Annotated in this window: 14 protein-coding genes; 4 read left to right on the top strand and 10 right to left on the bottom strand. The window is 64.4% G+C overall.

Features of this window, described 5'->3' with window-relative positions:
- Window positions 1–64: 64 nt before the first annotated feature.
- The gene (gene gltA, locus BRAS3843_RS05990) at window positions 65–1369 is read right to left on the bottom strand and encodes a citrate synthase (RefSeq protein WP_008967869.1); all 1305 of its coding nucleotides are present in this window, start codon (window positions 1367–1369) and stop codon (window positions 65–67) included.
- Between the two features lie 132 nt (window positions 1370–1501).
- On the bottom strand, window positions 1502–2926 hold the full coding sequence (gltX, locus tag BRAS3843_RS05995; protein WP_008967871.1) for a glutamate--tRNA ligase: 1425 nt from the start codon (window positions 2924–2926) through the stop codon (window positions 1502–1504).
- A 133-nt stretch (window positions 2927–3059) separates the two neighbouring features.
- Here gltX and BRAS3843_RS06000 point away from each other — a divergent pair, with 133 nt between their 5' ends.
- The gene (locus BRAS3843_RS06000; RefSeq protein ID WP_008967872.1) at window positions 3060–4739 is read left to right on the top strand and encodes a glutamine--tRNA ligase/YqeY domain fusion protein; all 1680 of its coding nucleotides are present in this window, start codon (window positions 3060–3062) and stop codon (window positions 4737–4739) included.
- Window positions 4740–4900: 161 nt separating this feature from the next.
- On the opposite strand, the gene BRAS3843_RS06005 is transcribed toward BRAS3843_RS06000, so the two are convergent.
- On the bottom strand, window positions 4901–5107 hold the full coding sequence (locus tag BRAS3843_RS06005; RefSeq protein ID WP_008967873.1) for a hypothetical protein: 207 nt from the start codon (window positions 5105–5107) through the stop codon (window positions 4901–4903).
- A 144-nt stretch (window positions 5108–5251) separates the two neighbouring features.
- On the opposite strand from BRAS3843_RS06005, the gene BRAS3843_RS06010 reads away from it, so the two are divergent.
- Together BRAS3843_RS06010 and BRAS3843_RS06015 are read left to right on the top strand one after the other, a co-directional pair.
- Window positions 5252–7543, top strand: coding sequence for a ComEC/Rec2 family competence protein (locus tag BRAS3843_RS06010; protein ID WP_035980937.1), 2292 nt, complete (start codon window positions 5252–5254; stop codon window positions 7541–7543).
- A gap of 439 nt (window positions 7544–7982) precedes the next feature.
- Window positions 7983–8741, top strand: coding sequence for an SDR family NAD(P)-dependent oxidoreductase (locus BRAS3843_RS06015; RefSeq protein WP_008967875.1), 759 nt, complete (start codon window positions 7983–7985; stop codon window positions 8739–8741).
- A 24-nt stretch (window positions 8742–8765) separates the two neighbouring features.
- Here BRAS3843_RS06015 and BRAS3843_RS38800 read toward each other — a convergent pair whose 3' ends face one another.
- Window positions 8766–9617, bottom strand: coding sequence for an AraC family transcriptional regulator (locus BRAS3843_RS38800; protein ID WP_175361086.1), 852 nt, complete (start codon window positions 9615–9617; stop codon window positions 8766–8768).
- A gap of 258 nt (window positions 9618–9875) precedes the next feature.
- Here BRAS3843_RS38800 and BRAS3843_RS06030 point away from each other — a divergent pair, with 258 nt between their 5' ends.
- A complete protein-coding gene (locus BRAS3843_RS06030; protein ID WP_201768841.1) occupies window positions 9876–10571 on the top strand; it encodes an amino acid racemase in 696 nt (231 codons plus the stop codon).
- A 91-nt stretch (window positions 10572–10662) separates the two neighbouring features.
- Here BRAS3843_RS06030 and BRAS3843_RS06035 read toward each other — a convergent pair whose 3' ends face one another.
- The 6 genes from BRAS3843_RS06035 to BRAS3843_RS06060 all read right to left on the bottom strand — a co-directional run bounded on the left by BRAS3843_RS06035 (window position 10663) and on the right by BRAS3843_RS06060 (window position 15732).
- Window positions 10663–10863 (bottom strand): hypothetical protein, encoded by a 201-nt coding sequence (locus BRAS3843_RS06035; RefSeq protein WP_244425133.1) that lies wholly within the window; start codon window positions 10861–10863, stop codon window positions 10663–10665.
- A 132-nt stretch (window positions 10864–10995) separates the two neighbouring features.
- Window positions 10996–11436: a hypothetical protein gene (locus BRAS3843_RS06040; RefSeq protein ID WP_008967879.1), complete on the bottom strand. Its 441-nt coding sequence runs from the start codon at window positions 11434–11436 to the stop codon at window positions 10996–10998.
- A 276-nt stretch (window positions 11437–11712) separates the two neighbouring features.
- Entirely contained in the window at window positions 11713–12411 is a 699-nt protein-coding gene (lexA, locus tag BRAS3843_RS06045; RefSeq protein ID WP_008967880.1) for a transcriptional repressor LexA, read from the bottom strand.
- A gap of 175 nt (window positions 12412–12586) precedes the next feature.
- Window positions 12587–13798, bottom strand: coding sequence for a gephyrin-like molybdotransferase Glp (glp, locus tag BRAS3843_RS06050; RefSeq protein WP_008967881.1), 1212 nt, complete (start codon window positions 13796–13798; stop codon window positions 12587–12589).
- A gap of 161 nt (window positions 13799–13959) precedes the next feature.
- Window positions 13960–14718 carry an alpha/beta hydrolase gene (locus BRAS3843_RS06055; protein ID WP_244425132.1) on the bottom strand — a complete coding sequence of 253 codons (759 nt, stop codon included), beginning with the start codon at window positions 14716–14718 and terminating at the stop codon, window positions 13960–13962.
- A 60-nt stretch (window positions 14719–14778) separates the two neighbouring features.
- Window positions 14779–15732, bottom strand: a complete 954-nt coding sequence (locus BRAS3843_RS06060; RefSeq protein ID WP_035980942.1) for a LysR family transcriptional regulator — start codon at window positions 15730–15732, stop codon at window positions 14779–14781.
- Between the last annotated feature and the right edge of the window lie 69 nt (window positions 15733–15801).

Genomic DNA, 15801 nt, shown 5'->3' on the forward strand with positions numbered 1-15801 from the left:
CAGAAAACGAAAACGGCGCCGTCAGGGTTGACGGCGCCGTTCGCGAACCGGATGCAGTGAGCGCTTACTTGCGCTTGTCCATGGCGACGTATTCGCGGGTGGTGAGGCCGGTGAAGAGCTGGCGCGGACGGCCGATCTTCTGCTGCGGATCCTCGATCATCTCGCTCCACTGGCTGATCCAGCCTACGGTACGGGCGACCGCGAACAGCACGGTGAACATCGAGACCGGGAAGCCCATCGCCTTCAGCGTGATGCCCGAGTAGAAGTCGACGTTCGGATACAGCTTGCGCTCGATGAAGTAGGGGTCGCTCAGCGCGATCTTCTCCAGCTCCAGCGCGACCTTTAGCATCTGGTCGTCGGCGTGGCCGGTCTCCTTCAGTACCGCGTGACACATCTTCTGCATGATGCGCGCGCGCGGATCGTAGTTCTTGTAGACACGATGGCCGAAGCCCATCAGCCGCACGTCGCTGTTCTTGTCCTTCACCTTGGCGATGAATTCCGGAATTTTGTCGACGGTGCCGATCTGGGCCAGCATGTTCAGCGCGGCTTCATTGGCGCCGCCATGCGCCGGACCCCAGAGACAGGCGATGCCGGCCGCGATGCAGGCGAACGGGTTGGCGCCCGAGGAGCCGGCGATGCGCACGGTCGAGGTCGAGGCGTTCTGTTCGTGGTCGGCGTGCAGGATGAAGATCTTGTCGAGCGCGTCGGCGAGCACCGGGTTCGGCTTGTACTCCTCGCACGGCACGGCAAAGCACATGTTGAGGAAGTTCTCGGTGAAGGACAGCGCGTTCTTCGGATACACGAAGGGCTGGCCGATCGTATATTTGTAGGCCATCGCCGCGAGCGTCGGGATCTTCGCGATCATCCGCATCGAAGCGATCATGCGCTGCTGCGGATCGTTGATGTCGGTAGAGTCGTGATAGAACGCAGCGAGCGCACCGACCGAAGCGACCATCACCGCCATCGGGTGGGCATCGCGGCGGAAGCCCTGGAAGAAGCGGGCCATCTGCTCGTGCACCATGGTGTGATGGGTCACGCGATAGTCGAAATCCTGCTTCTGTGCCTTGGTCGGCAGCTCCCCGTAGAGAAGGAGGTAGCAGGTTTCGAGGAAGTCGCCGTGCTCGGCGAGCTGCTCGATCGGGTAGCCGCGATATTGCAGCACGCCGGCGTCGCCATCGATATAGGTGATCTTGGACTGGCAGCTCGCGGTCGAGGTGAAACCCGGATCATAGGTGAACATGCCGGTCTGGGCGTAGAGCTTGCCGATATCGATGACATCGGGGCCTACGCTGCCGCTCAGGATCGGGAGATCGTAGGTCTTGTTGCCGACGGTGAGCGTGGCGGTTTTCGTAGCGGATTCTGCGTCCATCGTGTTGTCCCCGATGAGATCGTTAAGCGCCCATTTCCTCTAGATGGCAGGGCGCGTGGACTTGTCTAGTGCGGTGCCGCGCAAATGCGTATCGTATTGCCCTGTGCGCTGCAAGATGGGGTCAATTCGACCTTATACGGTAACCTGGTCCTTAAGTCGGCCTAAGGATTCATCACGCCCGAGCACCGCCAGCACCTCGAAAATGCCAGGCGAGGTGGTCCGCCCGGTCAGCGCTGCCCGGAGCGGCTGCGCCACGGCGCCGAGCTTCAGATCGTTGGCCTCGGCGAACTGGCGCAACGCCGCCTCCGTCGCCTGGCCGCTCCAGGGCTCGACGTTCTCCAGCGCCTGGTACAGCCGCCCAATCAGGGCGCGATTATCAGGCGTCAGCAGGGCCGCCGCCTTGGCGTCGATCGGGAGCGGCCGCTCGGCGAAGATAAAGCCGGCCGCATCGATCAGCTCCAGAAGCGTCTTGGCGCGCTCTTTCAGGCTCGGCATCGCCATCAGGAGCTGGGCGCGTGTCCGATCGTTGAGCTTGGGCTTCAGCGCCGCTCCCTGCGGGGCATAGTTCAGCACGTCCTCGAACATCGCCACCAGCGCCGGGTCGTCGGTGTGACGAATGTAGTGCCCGTTCAGATTTTCGAGTTTGGCGAAGTCGAAGCGCGCCGCCGAGCGGCCGATGGCCGGCAGATCGAAGGCCTTGATCATCTCCTCGGTGGAGAAGATCTCCTGGTCGCCATGGCTCCAGCCGAGCCGCACCAGGTAATTGCGCAGCGCTGCCGGCAGATATCCCATCGCACGGTAGGCATCGACGCCGAGCGCGCCATGCCGCTTGGACAGCTTCGAGCCGTCGGGCCCGTGGATCAGCGGAATGTGGGACATCGACGGCACGGCCCAGCCCAGCGCATCGTAGATCTGCTTCTGGCGCGCAGCATTGATCAGATGATCGTCGCCGCGGATGATGTGGGTGACGCCCATGTCGTGGTCGTCGACGACCACCGCCAGCATATAGGTCGGATTGCCGTCGCCCCGGAGCAGCACGAGGTCGTCGAGGTTCTCGTTCTGCCAGACCACGCGGCCCTGCACCTGGTCCTCGATCACGGTCTCGCCGGTCAGGGGCGCGCGCAGCCGGATCGTCGGCTTGACGCCGTCAGGCGCATCCTTCGGGTCGCGGTCGCGCCACATGCCGTCGTAGAGCCGGGTGCGGCCTTCCGCGCGCGCCTTTTCGCGCATGGCTGCCAACTCCTCCGGGCTGGCATAGCAGCGGTATGCCATGCCGCTGGCGAGCAGCTGTTCGGCGACCTCGCGATGGCGCGCGGCGCGACTATATTGGTAGATGACCTCGCCGTCCCAATCGAGCCCGAGCCATTTCAGCCCGTCCAGGATGGCATCGATCGCCGCCGCGGTCGAACGCTCCCGGTCGGTATCCTCGATTCGAAGCAGCATCTTGCCGCCGCGACCGCGCGCGTAGAGCCAGTTGAACAGGGCCGTCCGGGCGCCTCCGATGTGGAGAAAACCGGTCGGCGAGGGGGCAAAGCGCGTGATGATGGGAGCGGTCATGGGTGGCAGCGGCAGCGATTTCGGGGCTTAAGGGGCGGGGGGTGTATAGCAGGCCCTGCGCATAACTAAAGCCTTCCGTGGGGATGGCGGATTTGGCACATACTGTTTCACGATCCGAAGCAGGACAGGTTTGATGACGACGACAGACACGACGGCCGAGACCGGGCGCGATTTCATCCGCGACATCGTTCAGGCCGATCTCGACAGCGGCAAGCACAAGACGGTCGTGACCCGGTTCCCGCCGGAGCCGAACGGCTATCTGCATATCGGCCATGCCAAGTCGATAGCCCTCAACTTCGGCATCGCCCAGGAGTTCGGTGGCCGCTGCCATCTGCGTTTCGACGACACCAACCCGGCCAAGGAGGAGCAGGAATATATCGATTCCATCCAGGCCGACGTGCGCTGGCTCGGCTATGACTGGGCCGACAACCTGTTCTACGCCTCCGATTATTTCGACCGGCTCTACAACTGGGCGGAAGGGCTGATCAAGGCCGGCCTCGCCTATGTCGACGACCAGTCGCAGGAGGAGATCCGGACCTCGCGCGGCACCCTGACCGAGCCTGGCAAGAACAGCCCGTTCCGCGACCGTCCGGTCGAGGAGAATCTCGACCTGTTCCGGCGGATGAAGGCGGGCGAATTCCCGAATGGCGCGCGCGTGCTGCGCGCCAAGATCGACATGGCGGCCGGCAACATCAATCTGCGCGATCCCGTGCTCTATCGCATCCTGCACGCGCACCATCCGCGCACCGGCGACGCATGGTCGATCTATCCGAGCTACGATTACGCCCACGGCCAGTCGGACGCGATCGAAGGCATCACCCATTCGATCTGCACGCTCGAATTCGAGGACCATCGGCCGCTCTACGACTGGTTTCTGGACAAGCTGCCGGTGCCGTCGCATCCGCATCAGTACGAATTCGCGCGCCTCAATCTCACCTACACGCTGCTGTCCAAGCGCGTGCTGACGCGGCTGGTCCAGGAGGGCCATGTCTCCGGCTGGAATGACCCGCGCATGCCGACGATTGCGGGGCTGAAGCGCCGCGGCGTGCCGCCGGCGGCGGTCCGCGAATTCGTCAAGCGGATCGGAGTCGCCAAGTCCAACAGCGTCGTCGATGTCGGCATGCTGGAGTTCTGCATCCGCGAGGAGCTCAACCGCACGGCGCTTCGCCGCATGGCGGTGCTGCGACCACTGAAGGTGGTGATCGAGAATTATCCGGAAGGGCAGGTGGAAGAGCTCGAGGCCATCAACCACCCCGATGATCCCTCGGCGGGCACGCGCAAGATCGCGTTCGGCCGCGAGCTCTATATCGAGCAGGACGATTTCATGGAGAACCCGCCGAAGAAGTTCTTCCGGCTGTCTCCGGGCACCGAGGTCCGGCTGCGCTATGCCTATTTCATTAAATGCCGCGAGGTGATCAAGAACGCCGCGGGCGACATCGTCGAGCTCCGCTGCACCTATGATCCCGCAACAAAGGGTGGCAACGCGCCCGACGGACGCAAGGTCAAGGCAACTATGCACTGGCTGCCGGCGGCACAGTCGAAGCCGGCCGAGATCCGGATCTACAATCAGCTGTTCGCGAACCCTGCACCCGATGCGGCGAATTTCGCGGCCGACCTCAATCCGAACTCGCTCGAGATTCTGGAGGACGCGCGGATCGAGCCGGCGATCGCAGAGAGCAATTCCGATGCGCCGATGCAGTTCGAGCGGCAGGGTTATTTCGTGCGCGACCCCGACTCGCGGCCTGACAAGCTCGTGTTCAACCGCACGATCGGCTTGCGCGACAGCTTTGCCAAGGAAGTGGCGAAGGGCTGAGGGCCGCCGCCATCACTGCCGTCACTCTGTATGGTCGCACGCGCGAACGGCGGCCACACAAGCGGCGACGGCACGACATGGCTTTTGCCAATTTGCTGACGGCTTATGCTTGTTGCTGGTTGGGAGCGAGCGAGCGGCGGCGGCGGGCTTAAATCCGATCCTCACTCGATCGTGTCGAGGCCGGCCTGCGTCAGCACCGGCCCGCCGTCCGCGACCTCCACGAGACCACGCTCGGTCAAGAGCCGCAGGTCATCATCGCTGACGGGCGCAAGCGATAGACGTCGCGCCTTGATGTCGCGCAACGCCCAGCGCAGATGAATCGCCTGCTCGAGACCGAGATCGGCGAATGGATTATCCTGGTCAACCATACCGTCACTAACCGCCGAGCACGAGGAAAGTTCCTCGACCTCCTGACGGGGACGATCCCCCCCCCGTAGATTCCCGTTCCGTTCCGCTAGCCGCCCGCTTGCACCTTCCGGTAGCTTTTACCGAGGTTCAGGAGTGCGAGTGTGATGGCGGAGCCGGACAGGCCACCAGGCCGGGGGCGCGGATTCGCCGGGGCCGTCGCGGATGTCTGGCCGCCGCGCCGGGCGGTGCAGGCCGGCGCTTATCTCGCGGACACCGAGACATGGTCGTCGTGGCTTGCGAAACTCAAGGCCTGGGCGCGTGCGGAGGCCGGGGTAGGTCGGTTCCTGCCCTGGGTGCCGGTCGCCTTTGGTGCGGGGATCGCGCTCTACTTCACGGCCGATCACGAGCCCGTGCTGTGGGTGGCGGCGACACTGGCGCTGATGCTCTCTGCCGCGGCCTTCCTGCTGCGGCGTCACCGGCTATTTCCGATCGCGGTGATGATCGCAGCCACAGCCGCGGGCTTCACGGTCGCGACGGCGAGGACGGCGCGGCTCGCGCACACGGTGCTGGCGCGGCCGCTTTATTCGGTCGCGCTGTCCGGCTTTGTCGAGACCCGTGACATCCGCGAGCGCTCGGACCGCTTCGTGCTGCGCGTCACCGAGATGGAGAGCCCGCGCGGCGAGATCACGCTGGCGCGGGTGCGGCTGTCGGTGAAGAAGGGCATGGCGCCCGATGTCGGCAGCTTCGTAGAGCTGAAGGCGCGGCTGTTGCCGCCGCTCGCGCCATTGCGGCCGGGCGCTTACGATTTTGCGCGCGACATGTTCTTCCAGGGCATCGGCGCCTCCGGCTTCGTGATGGGCGCGATCAAGACGGTCGCCCCGCCCCAGGAGGGCGGCTTTGGCTTGCGCTACGCCGCCTTCATGCAGGACCTGCGCGACACGATCGATGCGCGCATCCGCGCCCGGCTCGATGGCGATGAGCGCGCCATCGCGACCGCACTGCTGACGGGGCGGCGGGATGCCATCACCACCCCGGTGAACGATGCGATGTTCATCTCCGGGCTCGGCCATGTGCTCTCGATCTCGGGCTATCACATGGCAGTCGTCGCCGGCGTCGTGTTCTTTGCGGTTCGCGCGCTTCTCGCGTTGATCCCGGGGCTCCATGTCAGCCATCCCATCAAGAAGTGGGCGGCCATCGCGGCGCTGATTGCGGCGGCGTTCTATCTGCTGCTCTCGGGTGCTGAGGTCGCCACCCAAAGATCCTTTTACATGACGGCGGTCGTGCTGATCGCGGTCATGGTCGACCGCCGCGCCATCACCTTCCGCACGCTCGCGGTCGCCGCGATGATCGTGCTGGTGATCGCGCCGGAGGCGCTGGTGCATCCGAGCTTTCAGATGTCGTTCGCGGCCACCTTGGGATTGGTCGTGCTGGTGCAGTTGGGTCTGCCGCAGCTGTTCGCGACGCCGGACAGCTCGAGCGCCGCGCGCGTCGCGATGTGGGGCGGCCGCGAGCTCATGATGCTGCTGTTCGCTTCGCTGGTCGCGGGGCTCGCGACCACGCCTTACGCCGCCTTCCATTTCCATCGCGTGACGCCCTATGGCGTGCTCGCCAATCTCGCGGCGATGCCGGTCGTTTCGGCTCTCGTGATGCCGGCGGGACTGTTGGGGCTCGCGGCCGCGCCGCTCGGCCTCGATGGTCCGTTCTGGTCGCTGATGGGATGGGGCATCGACTGGATGATCGCGGTGACGCGCTGGGTCGCAGCCTTGCCGGGCGCGGTCGGGCGTGTCACCGCGTTCGGCATCGGCCCCCTGATCGCGGCAAGCCTCGGCCTGGTCGTGATGGGCTTCCTGCGCACGCCGCTGCGTTGGTCGGGCGCGCTCGTGCTCGCGGGCGCGATCCTCTGGGCGATGATGACGCCGCAGCCCGATATCATGATCTCCGGCGATGCCCGCAATGTCGCGGTGCGCGGCCGTGACGGCCGGCTGCATCTGATGCGCACCGGCAAGGACGTCTTCCTGGTGCAGGAATGGCTCGCCGCGGATGCGGATGCACGCACGCCGGCCGATGCCTCGCTTGCTGACGGCGTCTCCTGCGATGACGCAGGCTGCGTGGTGCCGGTTGCCGATGGGCGCTTCGTCTCGCTCGCGCTGCGCGCCGAGGCGCTGGAGGATGATTGCGCACGGGCCGCTTTGATCATCACCACCAGGCAGGCGCCGTCGGACTGCGCCGCGTCGGTGGTCGATCGCGACCGGCTGCAGCATCAGGGCGCGCTGGCACTGACGCGGCGCGGGCAGGGCTTTGCCGTCGAGGCCGTTCGGCCTCAGGGCACGCAGCGTCCGTGGTGGCCTGCCGCTGCCGATGCAACCGATTTCGAGACGACCCTCACGCCGCGTTCGCCGGCGTCACGCTCCCAGGACGCAACGCCGCCGGAGACGGAGCAGCAGCAGGAAGACTGACATGCGAGCAAGTGACGTCGCCGCAATGTCGGAGATCTGTTACGCCGACGCTTCTCAACAAACCTGTGAGCCAATGACGCCGAAGCGCCTTGGCGATCTATACGAAGCTCACCAACCGCCTGGTTGCCGCGGGCGCCAGCTGGAAGCGCTGTTGGCGGCTCCATCACATTGCGACCCAATTCGATAAGGATGGGAACGGTGCCGCTGACGAGTGGACTGGATCGACGATAATCGAACGTCCGTTTCAGAGACGTCTGCCGTGAACATGTCCGCCAGCCCTTGAGATCGTCGAACTTTCTGAAGGTGTAAGCAATACGCTAAGCGGCGCTACGGCGTTGTCAGCGTGACATCGGATAGGCTGAGGTAGCGCAAGATCTTCCAAGACGCGAGGGCAGCGAGCCGCTAACTGATCGGCAACCCATCCAAAAGGAGACGAGCAGTGCGGTTTGATGGCAAGGTGGTAGTGGTGACAGGGGCGGGTACGGGCATCGGTGAAGCGACCGCCCGCTATTTCGTGTCAGCGGGCGCATCCGTTGTGCTCAACGGCCGGGATCGCGAAAAGCTCGAGAAGTCGGCGTCGCGGTACCCGGCGGATAGGGCCCTGATCCATCCCGGCGATGTTTCGGAGCGCGCCGGCGCTGCGGCGCTCGTTGCGAAGGCCATCGAGCGGTTCAGTCGGCTGGATGTCCTGGTCAACAATGCGTCCACGATCGCGCTGGGCACTCTCGACACGCATAGCGACTCAGACTGGCGGCAGACGTTCGAGACCAACGTCGACACTGTCTTCCATTGCTGTCAGGCGGCGTCGCCCCACCTTCAGGCGGGAGCTGCGATCGTCAACATCTCGTCTGTGTCCGGGATTGGAGGCGACATTGGGTGGCTGGCTTACAACGCCGCCAAGGCTGCAGTCAGCAATCTGACGCGGGCGCTGGCGATCGAACTGGGGCCTCAATCCATCCGGGTGAATGCGGTCATGCCGTCTCTCGCCTGGACACCGCGGACCGCCATGTTGCGCGACAATGCCGCGATGGCCGAGCGGCAGATCGCACGTATCCCGCTCGGCCGGATCGCCAATGCGTCGGAGATTGCCGCCGCGATTGCCTTTCTGGCCAGCGAAGAGGCGAGCTTCATCACAGGCATCAACATGCCCGTCGATGGCGGCCTCACGGCGAGTAGTGGCCTCGCGTCCTTCTTCTGAGCTTTGGAAGACTAACGGGGAATGCTAACCTTTTGAGAGAAAGCGCTTAGGCGTCGTCCCGTACACACGCCGCATCCAGGAAGTGAGATGGCTCTGGTCGCTGAACCCGGTCGCTGCCGCGACGTCAGCGATCGATTGTCGTCCGGCGAGCAGCAGCGTACGAGCCTGCTCCAGTCTGCGCCGGACGACATAGCGGTACGGGCTCACGCCAACTGCGGCGCGAAAGCGGTGCGCGAAATGGAACCGATCGCATCCGGCTACAGCGGCTAGCGCTGCGAGATCGATCGGCGCGGCGAGATGGTCTTGGATAAACGCCTCGACACGTCTCAAGCCTCGCGCGTCGATTGCTCCGCGCAGCGGAGCCGCCGGCGCGCTATAGTGCCGCTCGACCATACGTCTCAGCAAATCATCCACCGCGCTGCTCCAGAACAGAACGCCGTTCGGATGGCCCGCTGCTCCTTCCGCCTCCATCTCGCGCGCCATGCGACATAGCTCGCCATCGCGCCCGTCCATCTGCTCGATCAACTGGCCGCCATGTTGCGCAAGCCTGGCACCAGCAAGAGCGAGGCATTCCGCGGAAATCTGCAGGATGATGCCGTCGACAGGGCCATCATACTCGGTGACATAGTCCGCTCCGGCTGGACACACACATAGCGAGCCGGGCCCCGAGGGGTGCTGCGAGCGGTTGTCGGCTATTCTATGCGCTGTCGGAACTGGATCGGATAGAACAATGCCGAGGAGATGTTCAGTTGCAGTTCCGGCGAGGCTCGCCGCTTTGGCGAAGCTAACGCGAGCAAGTGCTACGCCGTATCGCTTGGTTGGGCTCGTTTCCATCTTAATCCGCGGCGATGAACCTGCGGGACCGACAAGCTCCATCGTCTTGGGGTCCAGGAACTCGGGGAGCGGGGGACCTAGCCGAGATCGGTCTGACATGTGATTCCCATGTATGAGGCTGTGTATGAGATGGAGAGATCATCGGCGAAGCCCAAGGTCGACACGATCATGATCAGGCATACGCCGACGAAAACGCAACGCGCCGGAGACAGAGCAGCAGCAGGAAGACTGAGCTGCGAGCAAGTGACGTTGATGCGATGTCGCATGTCTGTTTGATGGCAATTTGGGGCCCGGCCGCGCATGATGGTCGATGGAGGTTTGAAGATGCATATTGGCCTCATCGGAGGAATTGGTCCGGCCGCGACGGACTTCTATTACCGGCGCTTGATTTCGACTTTCGCAAGCAGGAAGGCGGCGCTGGAGCTGACGATTGTGCACGCCGACACGCCGACGCTTCTCAAAAACCTGTCAGCCAATGACGCCGAAGCGCAGGTGGCGATCTATACGAGGCTCACCAACCGCCTCGTTGCCGCGGGCGCCGGCTGCGTCGTTGTCACCTCGATCGCGGGACACTTCTGCATCGAAGCCTTCAAGGCGTGCTCGCCCCTGCCGGTTATCGACATGATTTCCGAGGTTAGTGCGGCCGTCGAAGAACGCGGCCTCAAGCGGATCGGAATCCTTGGAACTCGCACAGTCATGGAAACACGCTTCTATGGTGGAGTCCGCAGCGCCGAAATCATCCCGCCAAACGGGGGCGACTTGGATGATGTGCATCAAGCCTATGTTGCGATGGCGGCGTCCGGCGTCGTGACGGAGGCCCAGCGTTCAATCTTCAATCATGTGAGCCGGAAGTTGCTCGAGGAGGGCGGCGCCGAGGCCATCATGCTCGGCGGGACCGATCTCGCGTTGGTCTTCAACCAGGATGCCGCGCCGTTCCCGCTCGTCGACTGCGCCGCCCTTCATGTCGACGCAGTTGTGCGGCTGGCGATCGCCTGAAGCGATCCAGTGTCCATGCATGCCGGCGTCACGGTAGGCGTCGGAGTCAGACGCTGGATCATAATCCGAATGGTGATCTCATGACGTTGGGCTAGTTCCGACCTGACTCAGGCGGCAGCTCGAAGGTGCCGAGATGATATTCGGAGGTCTCGTCCTCGTCGCGGTCGTCGCTCTCGTCCGATGGGCCTTGCGCTGGCGGGGGAAGTTCCACCAGCGTGAAGAGCGCATCGGGATGTCGCTGCCAGATGGCGAGATCGTCGGCCGTCACGGTCAGCCACCCGAACGTAAACATGTAACGACCGGGCTCAGTGATGCGCCCGGCCTTCTGCCAACTGATCTTGTTGACCACGGTCCACTCTCCCCCCGGCGAACCACAACTTCCGCCGAGGGCTGAATGTTCCTATTTGTTTGTCTGCGCTTCAGCTCAGGTAATCGAGATCCGTCGCACCGGCGTCACTTCGCTTCCGCTCACTGCCTCCGTACCCAACGGCTTGCGCTCGGCAGGCTGCTTGGCGACCGGGAGCTGCAGCACGGTCACGCGCTGTCCTTCGCAGAGCTGCGTTACCAGCACGTGGCGGCCGTCAGCGAATTCGATTGCGTCGTGATGGCGATCGGGCACGTGCTTCTCGATCGCGTTGAACTTGGCCACGCGCTCGCGGATCGTGCGCGTCCAGATCCAGCGGCTGTCGTAGCGGACGTCGTCAGCAAACGCCAATTCCGTTCCGGGCAGCATACACACGGCGACATTCGGCTCGCTCTCGGAGGCGAAGCCGCGGGTCGAAGTTCCGCGGAACGTCGTCGAGATCAGCGTTTCCCCGACCTTGGCAGGGCGGGACGCAACGGCATGCAGGCTATAGTCACACATCGGATCGCTCCTCGTTCGAGATAGCAACCCACGCTCCCCCCGGACAGGCGCAGGCCTCTATCAGAGTGGACATCAAACCCGATGTTAGCGCGTGCTTAACGGCAATTCTGCGCTGATCTGCACCGTCTACGGCCGTTCGTGATCACAACCGTTTGAGCGCATTGCTTCGCTCTCAGAGCGCACAATCACCACCATCGTCGGAGCACGTGTCCAACGCGTCAGATCAAATCTGGTCTCGGCGCAATCGAGCCTGTGAGAAGCTCGCGCGCGAAACAATCAGTACTTACGGTAAAGTCCGATCAGCTTGCCCTGAATCTTGACGCGGTTGGGCGGCAGGATGCGGACTTCATAAGCAGTATTGGCCGGCTCGAGCGCAATCGAAGCGCCGCGACGGCGAAAACGTTTCAAGGTGGCTTCCTCATCATCGATCAGAGCCACGACGATGTCGCCGGTATCGGCTGAGTCATTGCGCTGGATCAGCGCCATGTCGCCGTCGAGAATGCCGGCATCGACCATCGAGTCGCCGCGCACCTCCAGCGCATAATGCTCACCGGTGCCGAGCATGTCGGCGGGCACGCTGATGGTGTGGCTGCGGGTCTGCAAAGCTTCGATCGGCGTGCCCGCGGCAATGCGGCCCATCACCGGAACCGCGACCGGACGCTCACCGTCGTCGATCGCAGGCGTGCTGGTCCGCACCTTGCCGAGATTGCCTTCGATCACCGAGGGCGTGAAGCCGCGCCGATTGTTCGCCGCTTGCGACAGCTCGGGCAGCTTGATTACCTCGATGGCGCGCGCGCGATTGGGCAGGCGACGAATGAAGCCGCGCTCCTCGAGCGCAGTGATCAGGCGGTGGATGCCGGACTTGGAGCGCAGATCGAGTGCGTCCTTCATCTCGTCGAAGGAGGGCGGCACGCCAGCTTCCTTCAAACGTTCGTTGATGAACCGCAGAAGTTCGTACTGTTTGCGCGTCAGCATCTCGACCAGATCCCCAGGGTTGACGTGTCGTCCTTGTTCGAGACGACCTTTTTCACGGCGCCCGCAACATCTTCGAAACAAATCATGAACGGACACTATCTGTTCGATATGTGTTCTGCAATCCTTAATTTGCAGTGAAGATGGCGCGCAGGATGCCTGTCAGAACCTGTCCGGTTTATTCCGGCAGACGCAGAATCTCGCAAACGGAGCCGGCACTTGCTGCGGGTGCAAAGGCGGGGCGGATCACCAAAGCCTGCGACAGCGCGAGATTTCCGAGCAGCGAGGAGTCCTGATGCGTGACCGGAGTGGCGACCAGCGTGCCGTCTTCGCGCTCTTCGAGTCGCGCGCGCAAATAGTCCTCGCGAACGTCATTGGCGCCGAGGTCGCGGCCGAGCAGAGCGGTCTCGCGGGCGGGGTGGATCTGCGTCAGCCCCAGCAGCTTCCGAATCAGCGGCACCAGAAACAACAGGCTGCAGACATAGGAGGAGACGGGATTTCCGGGCAGACCGATCACGCGCATCGCGCCGAGGCGCCCGTGCATCATCGGCTTGCCCGGGCGCATCGCGATCTTCCAGAACGCCATCTCCACGCCTTCAGCATCCAGCCCCTGCTTGACCAGGTCGTGGTCGCCGACCGACGCGCCGCCGGTCGTGATCAGGATGTCGGCTTGCGCCTCGCGCGCGCGGCGAATGCCGGCGACTGTCGCGTCCAAGGTATCCGCGGCGATGCCGAGGTCGATCGGCTCTGCGCCTTCGGCGCGCGCGAGCGCGCGCAGAGCATAGCCGTTGGAGTAGACGATCTGCCCAGGCCCGGGGTTGGAGCCCGGCATCACCAGCTCGTCGCCCGTGGCGAGCAGCGCCACCTTCGGCCGGCGGCGCACCGGAAGCTCCGGATAGTTCATGCTGGCTGCGAGCGACAGGTCGCGATCGCTCAAGCGACGCCCGGACTGGAGCAGCACGTCGCCCTCGCGGAAATCCGCACCCGCCGGACGAATGTGACGTCCCTGTCTGGCCGCTTCTGTGAGGGTGACGTGATCGCCGTCGGCGATGGTGTCTTCCTGGATCACGACCGTATCGGCGCCGTCGGGAATGACGCCGCCGGTGAAGATGCGCGCGGCTTCGCCCGCTCTGAGCGCGCGCTCGAACGGCCGGCCGGCCGCGATCTCGCCGATCACCTTGAGCCGCGCCTGGACGCGGTCGGCATCCGCGGCGCGGACCGCATAGCCGTCCATCGCCGACATCGCCTGGGGCGGCTGCGTGCGCAGCGCGGCGACATCGCGCGCCAGCACCCGATGATAGGCCTGGTCCAGCGCGACCCGCTCCTCGGGCAGCGGGACGGCGCCGTCGAGAACCAGGGCCAGAGCTTCGGAGACCGGCATCAGCGCCATGAGAGTTCCTTCCGGGAGGAGCCGGCGCAGCGCCGACTGAATTCGCCTTCTAACCGAAGGTTTAACGCAAGGCCAAGCGCTTCGGCTTTTCGGTGCCATCGCGACCGAGTGATCGGCGACGCGCTGGTTGCCGCAGCGCGACAGGTCTCCGGAGGAGCCTCTCACAGCCGCGCGAGAAATTCAGTCATCAGGGCCGTTACTTCCTCCGGCCGTTCCAGGCTCGGCAGGTGCGCGCTGCCGGTCAATTCGCATCCCGCCCCTTTCGGCATCGTCGCGGCCATCCGGTGACACCGTTCCTGGATATGAGGGAAATCGAAATCACCCCAGATCACCAGCGACGGCGCCGAGATCTCGGACAGGCGGGGGAAGGCTGGTGCGACGTCGAGGTTCGTTCCGATCGGCGGCGCCTGGAGCGCGAGGGCATTCTTGGCGGTGAAGAGCCGGCGTAGTTCACCTGACACACGGCCCTCCGGCTGCAACGGACCGTCCAACCACATATGCGCCTTGATCGCGCTCACCTGCTCCCAATCGGCGGCCGCTTCGGCATCAGCCAGTTGTGCCATGAGCCTCGCGATCGCCGGCGGATAGGCCGGTTCGGGCGCACCGCTGACCGAGGGAGCGATCAGCACAAGCTCCCCGACGTGGGAGGGATGGCGAAGCGCGAAGTCAAGCGCGATCCGTCCACCTTGCGAGCATGCGACAAGGGTCGCAGGCGCCCCGCCAGCGACGGTTTTGATCACCGCCAACAGGTCCGCCACTTGAGAATGGTCTTCCTTCCCCGCGATGGTCTCGCCGAATCCGCGGCGATCATAGGCGATCGCCATATGCGTCGCGCTAATCCCGTCCGCCTGCGCGCGCCACATCGTGCGGTCGAAAACCGCGGCATGCAGAAACACAACCGGCTTGCCCCGGCCGGTCACGTCGGCTGCGAGCCTCGCGCGGCCGGAGATGATCTGATGCGAGGCGCTCATATCTGACCGCTACCCGGCCACCGCGCGACAGGCGGTGCGCTCTGTTGTGTGCAGGATCTCGGCAACCAGGGTCCTGAGCCAGACCGAGGCGGCATCGCGATCGAGCTGCAGCGGCCACACCATCGAGACCGCCGGCATCCGCAGCTTCAACGGGACCGGGCTGAGCGTCAGGCCGAAGCGCGGCCCGTAAAGCCGCGCCATGCGCGCCGGTATCGTCGTGATCACGGGCGAGGCGGCGACGGTCGCCAGCACGCTCAGAAATTCCGAGGACGCCGCCACCACGTTCAGCTCGGTCCCGATCTCATCCAGTGCGGCGGCGAAGCAGCCCTGCAGGCTGTTGGTGAACGTGACCAGCACCTGTGGCAGCGCCAGGTAGTCGGTAAGCGCGATCGGCGCTTTCACCGGCACTTGGTTCGGGTTGAAGACGCAGCTCAGCGCCTGCTCGAACAGGAACTGCGATTTGTGCCGCTGCACCTCGGCCTCGAAGCAGCCCACGGCGAGATCCAGCGCCCCCTCGTCGAGCAGGCGGTGGACTTGGTCTCGTTCCGCCGGCTGGCTGATCAGCCGCAAGCCAGGAGCGGCGCGGCGGAGCGCCGCTGTGAGTTCGGGGATCAGCAAGAGCTCCACCTCGCTGGAAAAGCCGAGGCGGATGGTGCGCTGCTCGGTCGCCGGATCGAACGCCGGCGTGGCGTGCAGCGCGGTCTGCATCTGCGCCAGGGCCGCACGCACGGGCCCCGCCAGCGCAGCGGCGCGCGGCGTGGGCTGCATCACCGTGCCGATGCGGACGAACAGCTCGTCCTGCAGCAGCACGCGCAGCGTCGACAAGGTGTGGCTCATGGCGGGCTGCCCGACTTTGAGCCGGGCCGCGGCGCGCGTGACACTGCGTTCCTGCATCAGCGCGTCAAACGCGACCAGCAGGTTCAGGTCGAAGGAGCGAAGATCGAAGTGATCGATGGACTGCATGAGCTGGATCGATTTGAGCAATGTAACAGCTAGTCCTAGATCTCGCTCCAGACAAGATGATCACAAGAT

Origin of the sequence: Bradyrhizobium sp. STM 3843 (genome assembly GCF_000239815.1) — a bacterium.
GTDB lineage: Bacteria > Pseudomonadota > Alphaproteobacteria > Rhizobiales > Xanthobacteraceae > Bradyrhizobium.

What these genes read in the sequence shown, in the direction of transcription:
- BRAS3843_RS06060 (WP_035980942.1), bottom strand. Translation starts at nt 15,732, where the DNA reads ATGCAGTCCATCGATCACTTCGATCTTCGCTCCTTCGACCTGAACCTG.
- BRAS3843_RS06005 (WP_008967873.1), bottom strand. Translation starts at nt 5,107, where the DNA reads ATGGTTGACCAGGATAATCCATTCGCCGATCTCGGTCTCGAGCAGGCG.
- BRAS3843_RS06000 (WP_008967872.1), top strand. Translation starts at nt 3,060, where the DNA reads ATGACGACGACAGACACGACGGCCGAGACCGGGCGCGATTTCATCCGC.
- gltX (WP_008967871.1), bottom strand. Translation starts at nt 2,926, where the DNA reads ATGACCGCTCCCATCATCACGCGCTTTGCCCCCTCGCCGACCGGTTTT.
- lexA (WP_008967880.1), bottom strand. Translation starts at nt 12,411, where the DNA reads ATGCTGACGCGCAAACAGTACGAACTTCTGCGGTTCATCAACGAACGT.
- BRAS3843_RS06040 (WP_008967879.1), bottom strand. Translation starts at nt 11,436, where the DNA reads ATGTGTGACTATAGCCTGCATGCCGTTGCGTCCCGCCCTGCCAAGGTC.
- gltA (WP_008967869.1), bottom strand. Translation starts at nt 1,369, where the DNA reads ATGGACGCAGAATCCGCTACGAAAACCGCCACGCTCACCGTCGGCAAC.
- BRAS3843_RS38800 (WP_175361086.1), bottom strand. Translation starts at nt 9,617, where the DNA reads ATGGAGCTTGTCGGTCCCGCAGGTTCATCGCCGCGGATTAAGATGGAA.
- BRAS3843_RS06010 (WP_035980937.1), top strand. Translation starts at nt 5,252, where the DNA reads ATGGCGGAGCCGGACAGGCCACCAGGCCGGGGGCGCGGATTCGCCGGG.
- BRAS3843_RS06035 (WP_244425133.1), bottom strand. Translation starts at nt 10,863, where the DNA reads ATGTTTACGTTCGGGTGGCTGACCGTGACGGCCGACGATCTCGCCATC.
- glp (WP_008967881.1), bottom strand. Translation starts at nt 13,798, where the DNA reads ATGGCGCTGATGCCGGTCTCCGAAGCTCTGGCCCTGGTTCTCGACGGC.
- BRAS3843_RS06030 (WP_201768841.1), top strand. Translation starts at nt 9,876, where the DNA reads ATGATGGTCGATGGAGGTTTGAAGATGCATATTGGCCTCATCGGAGGA.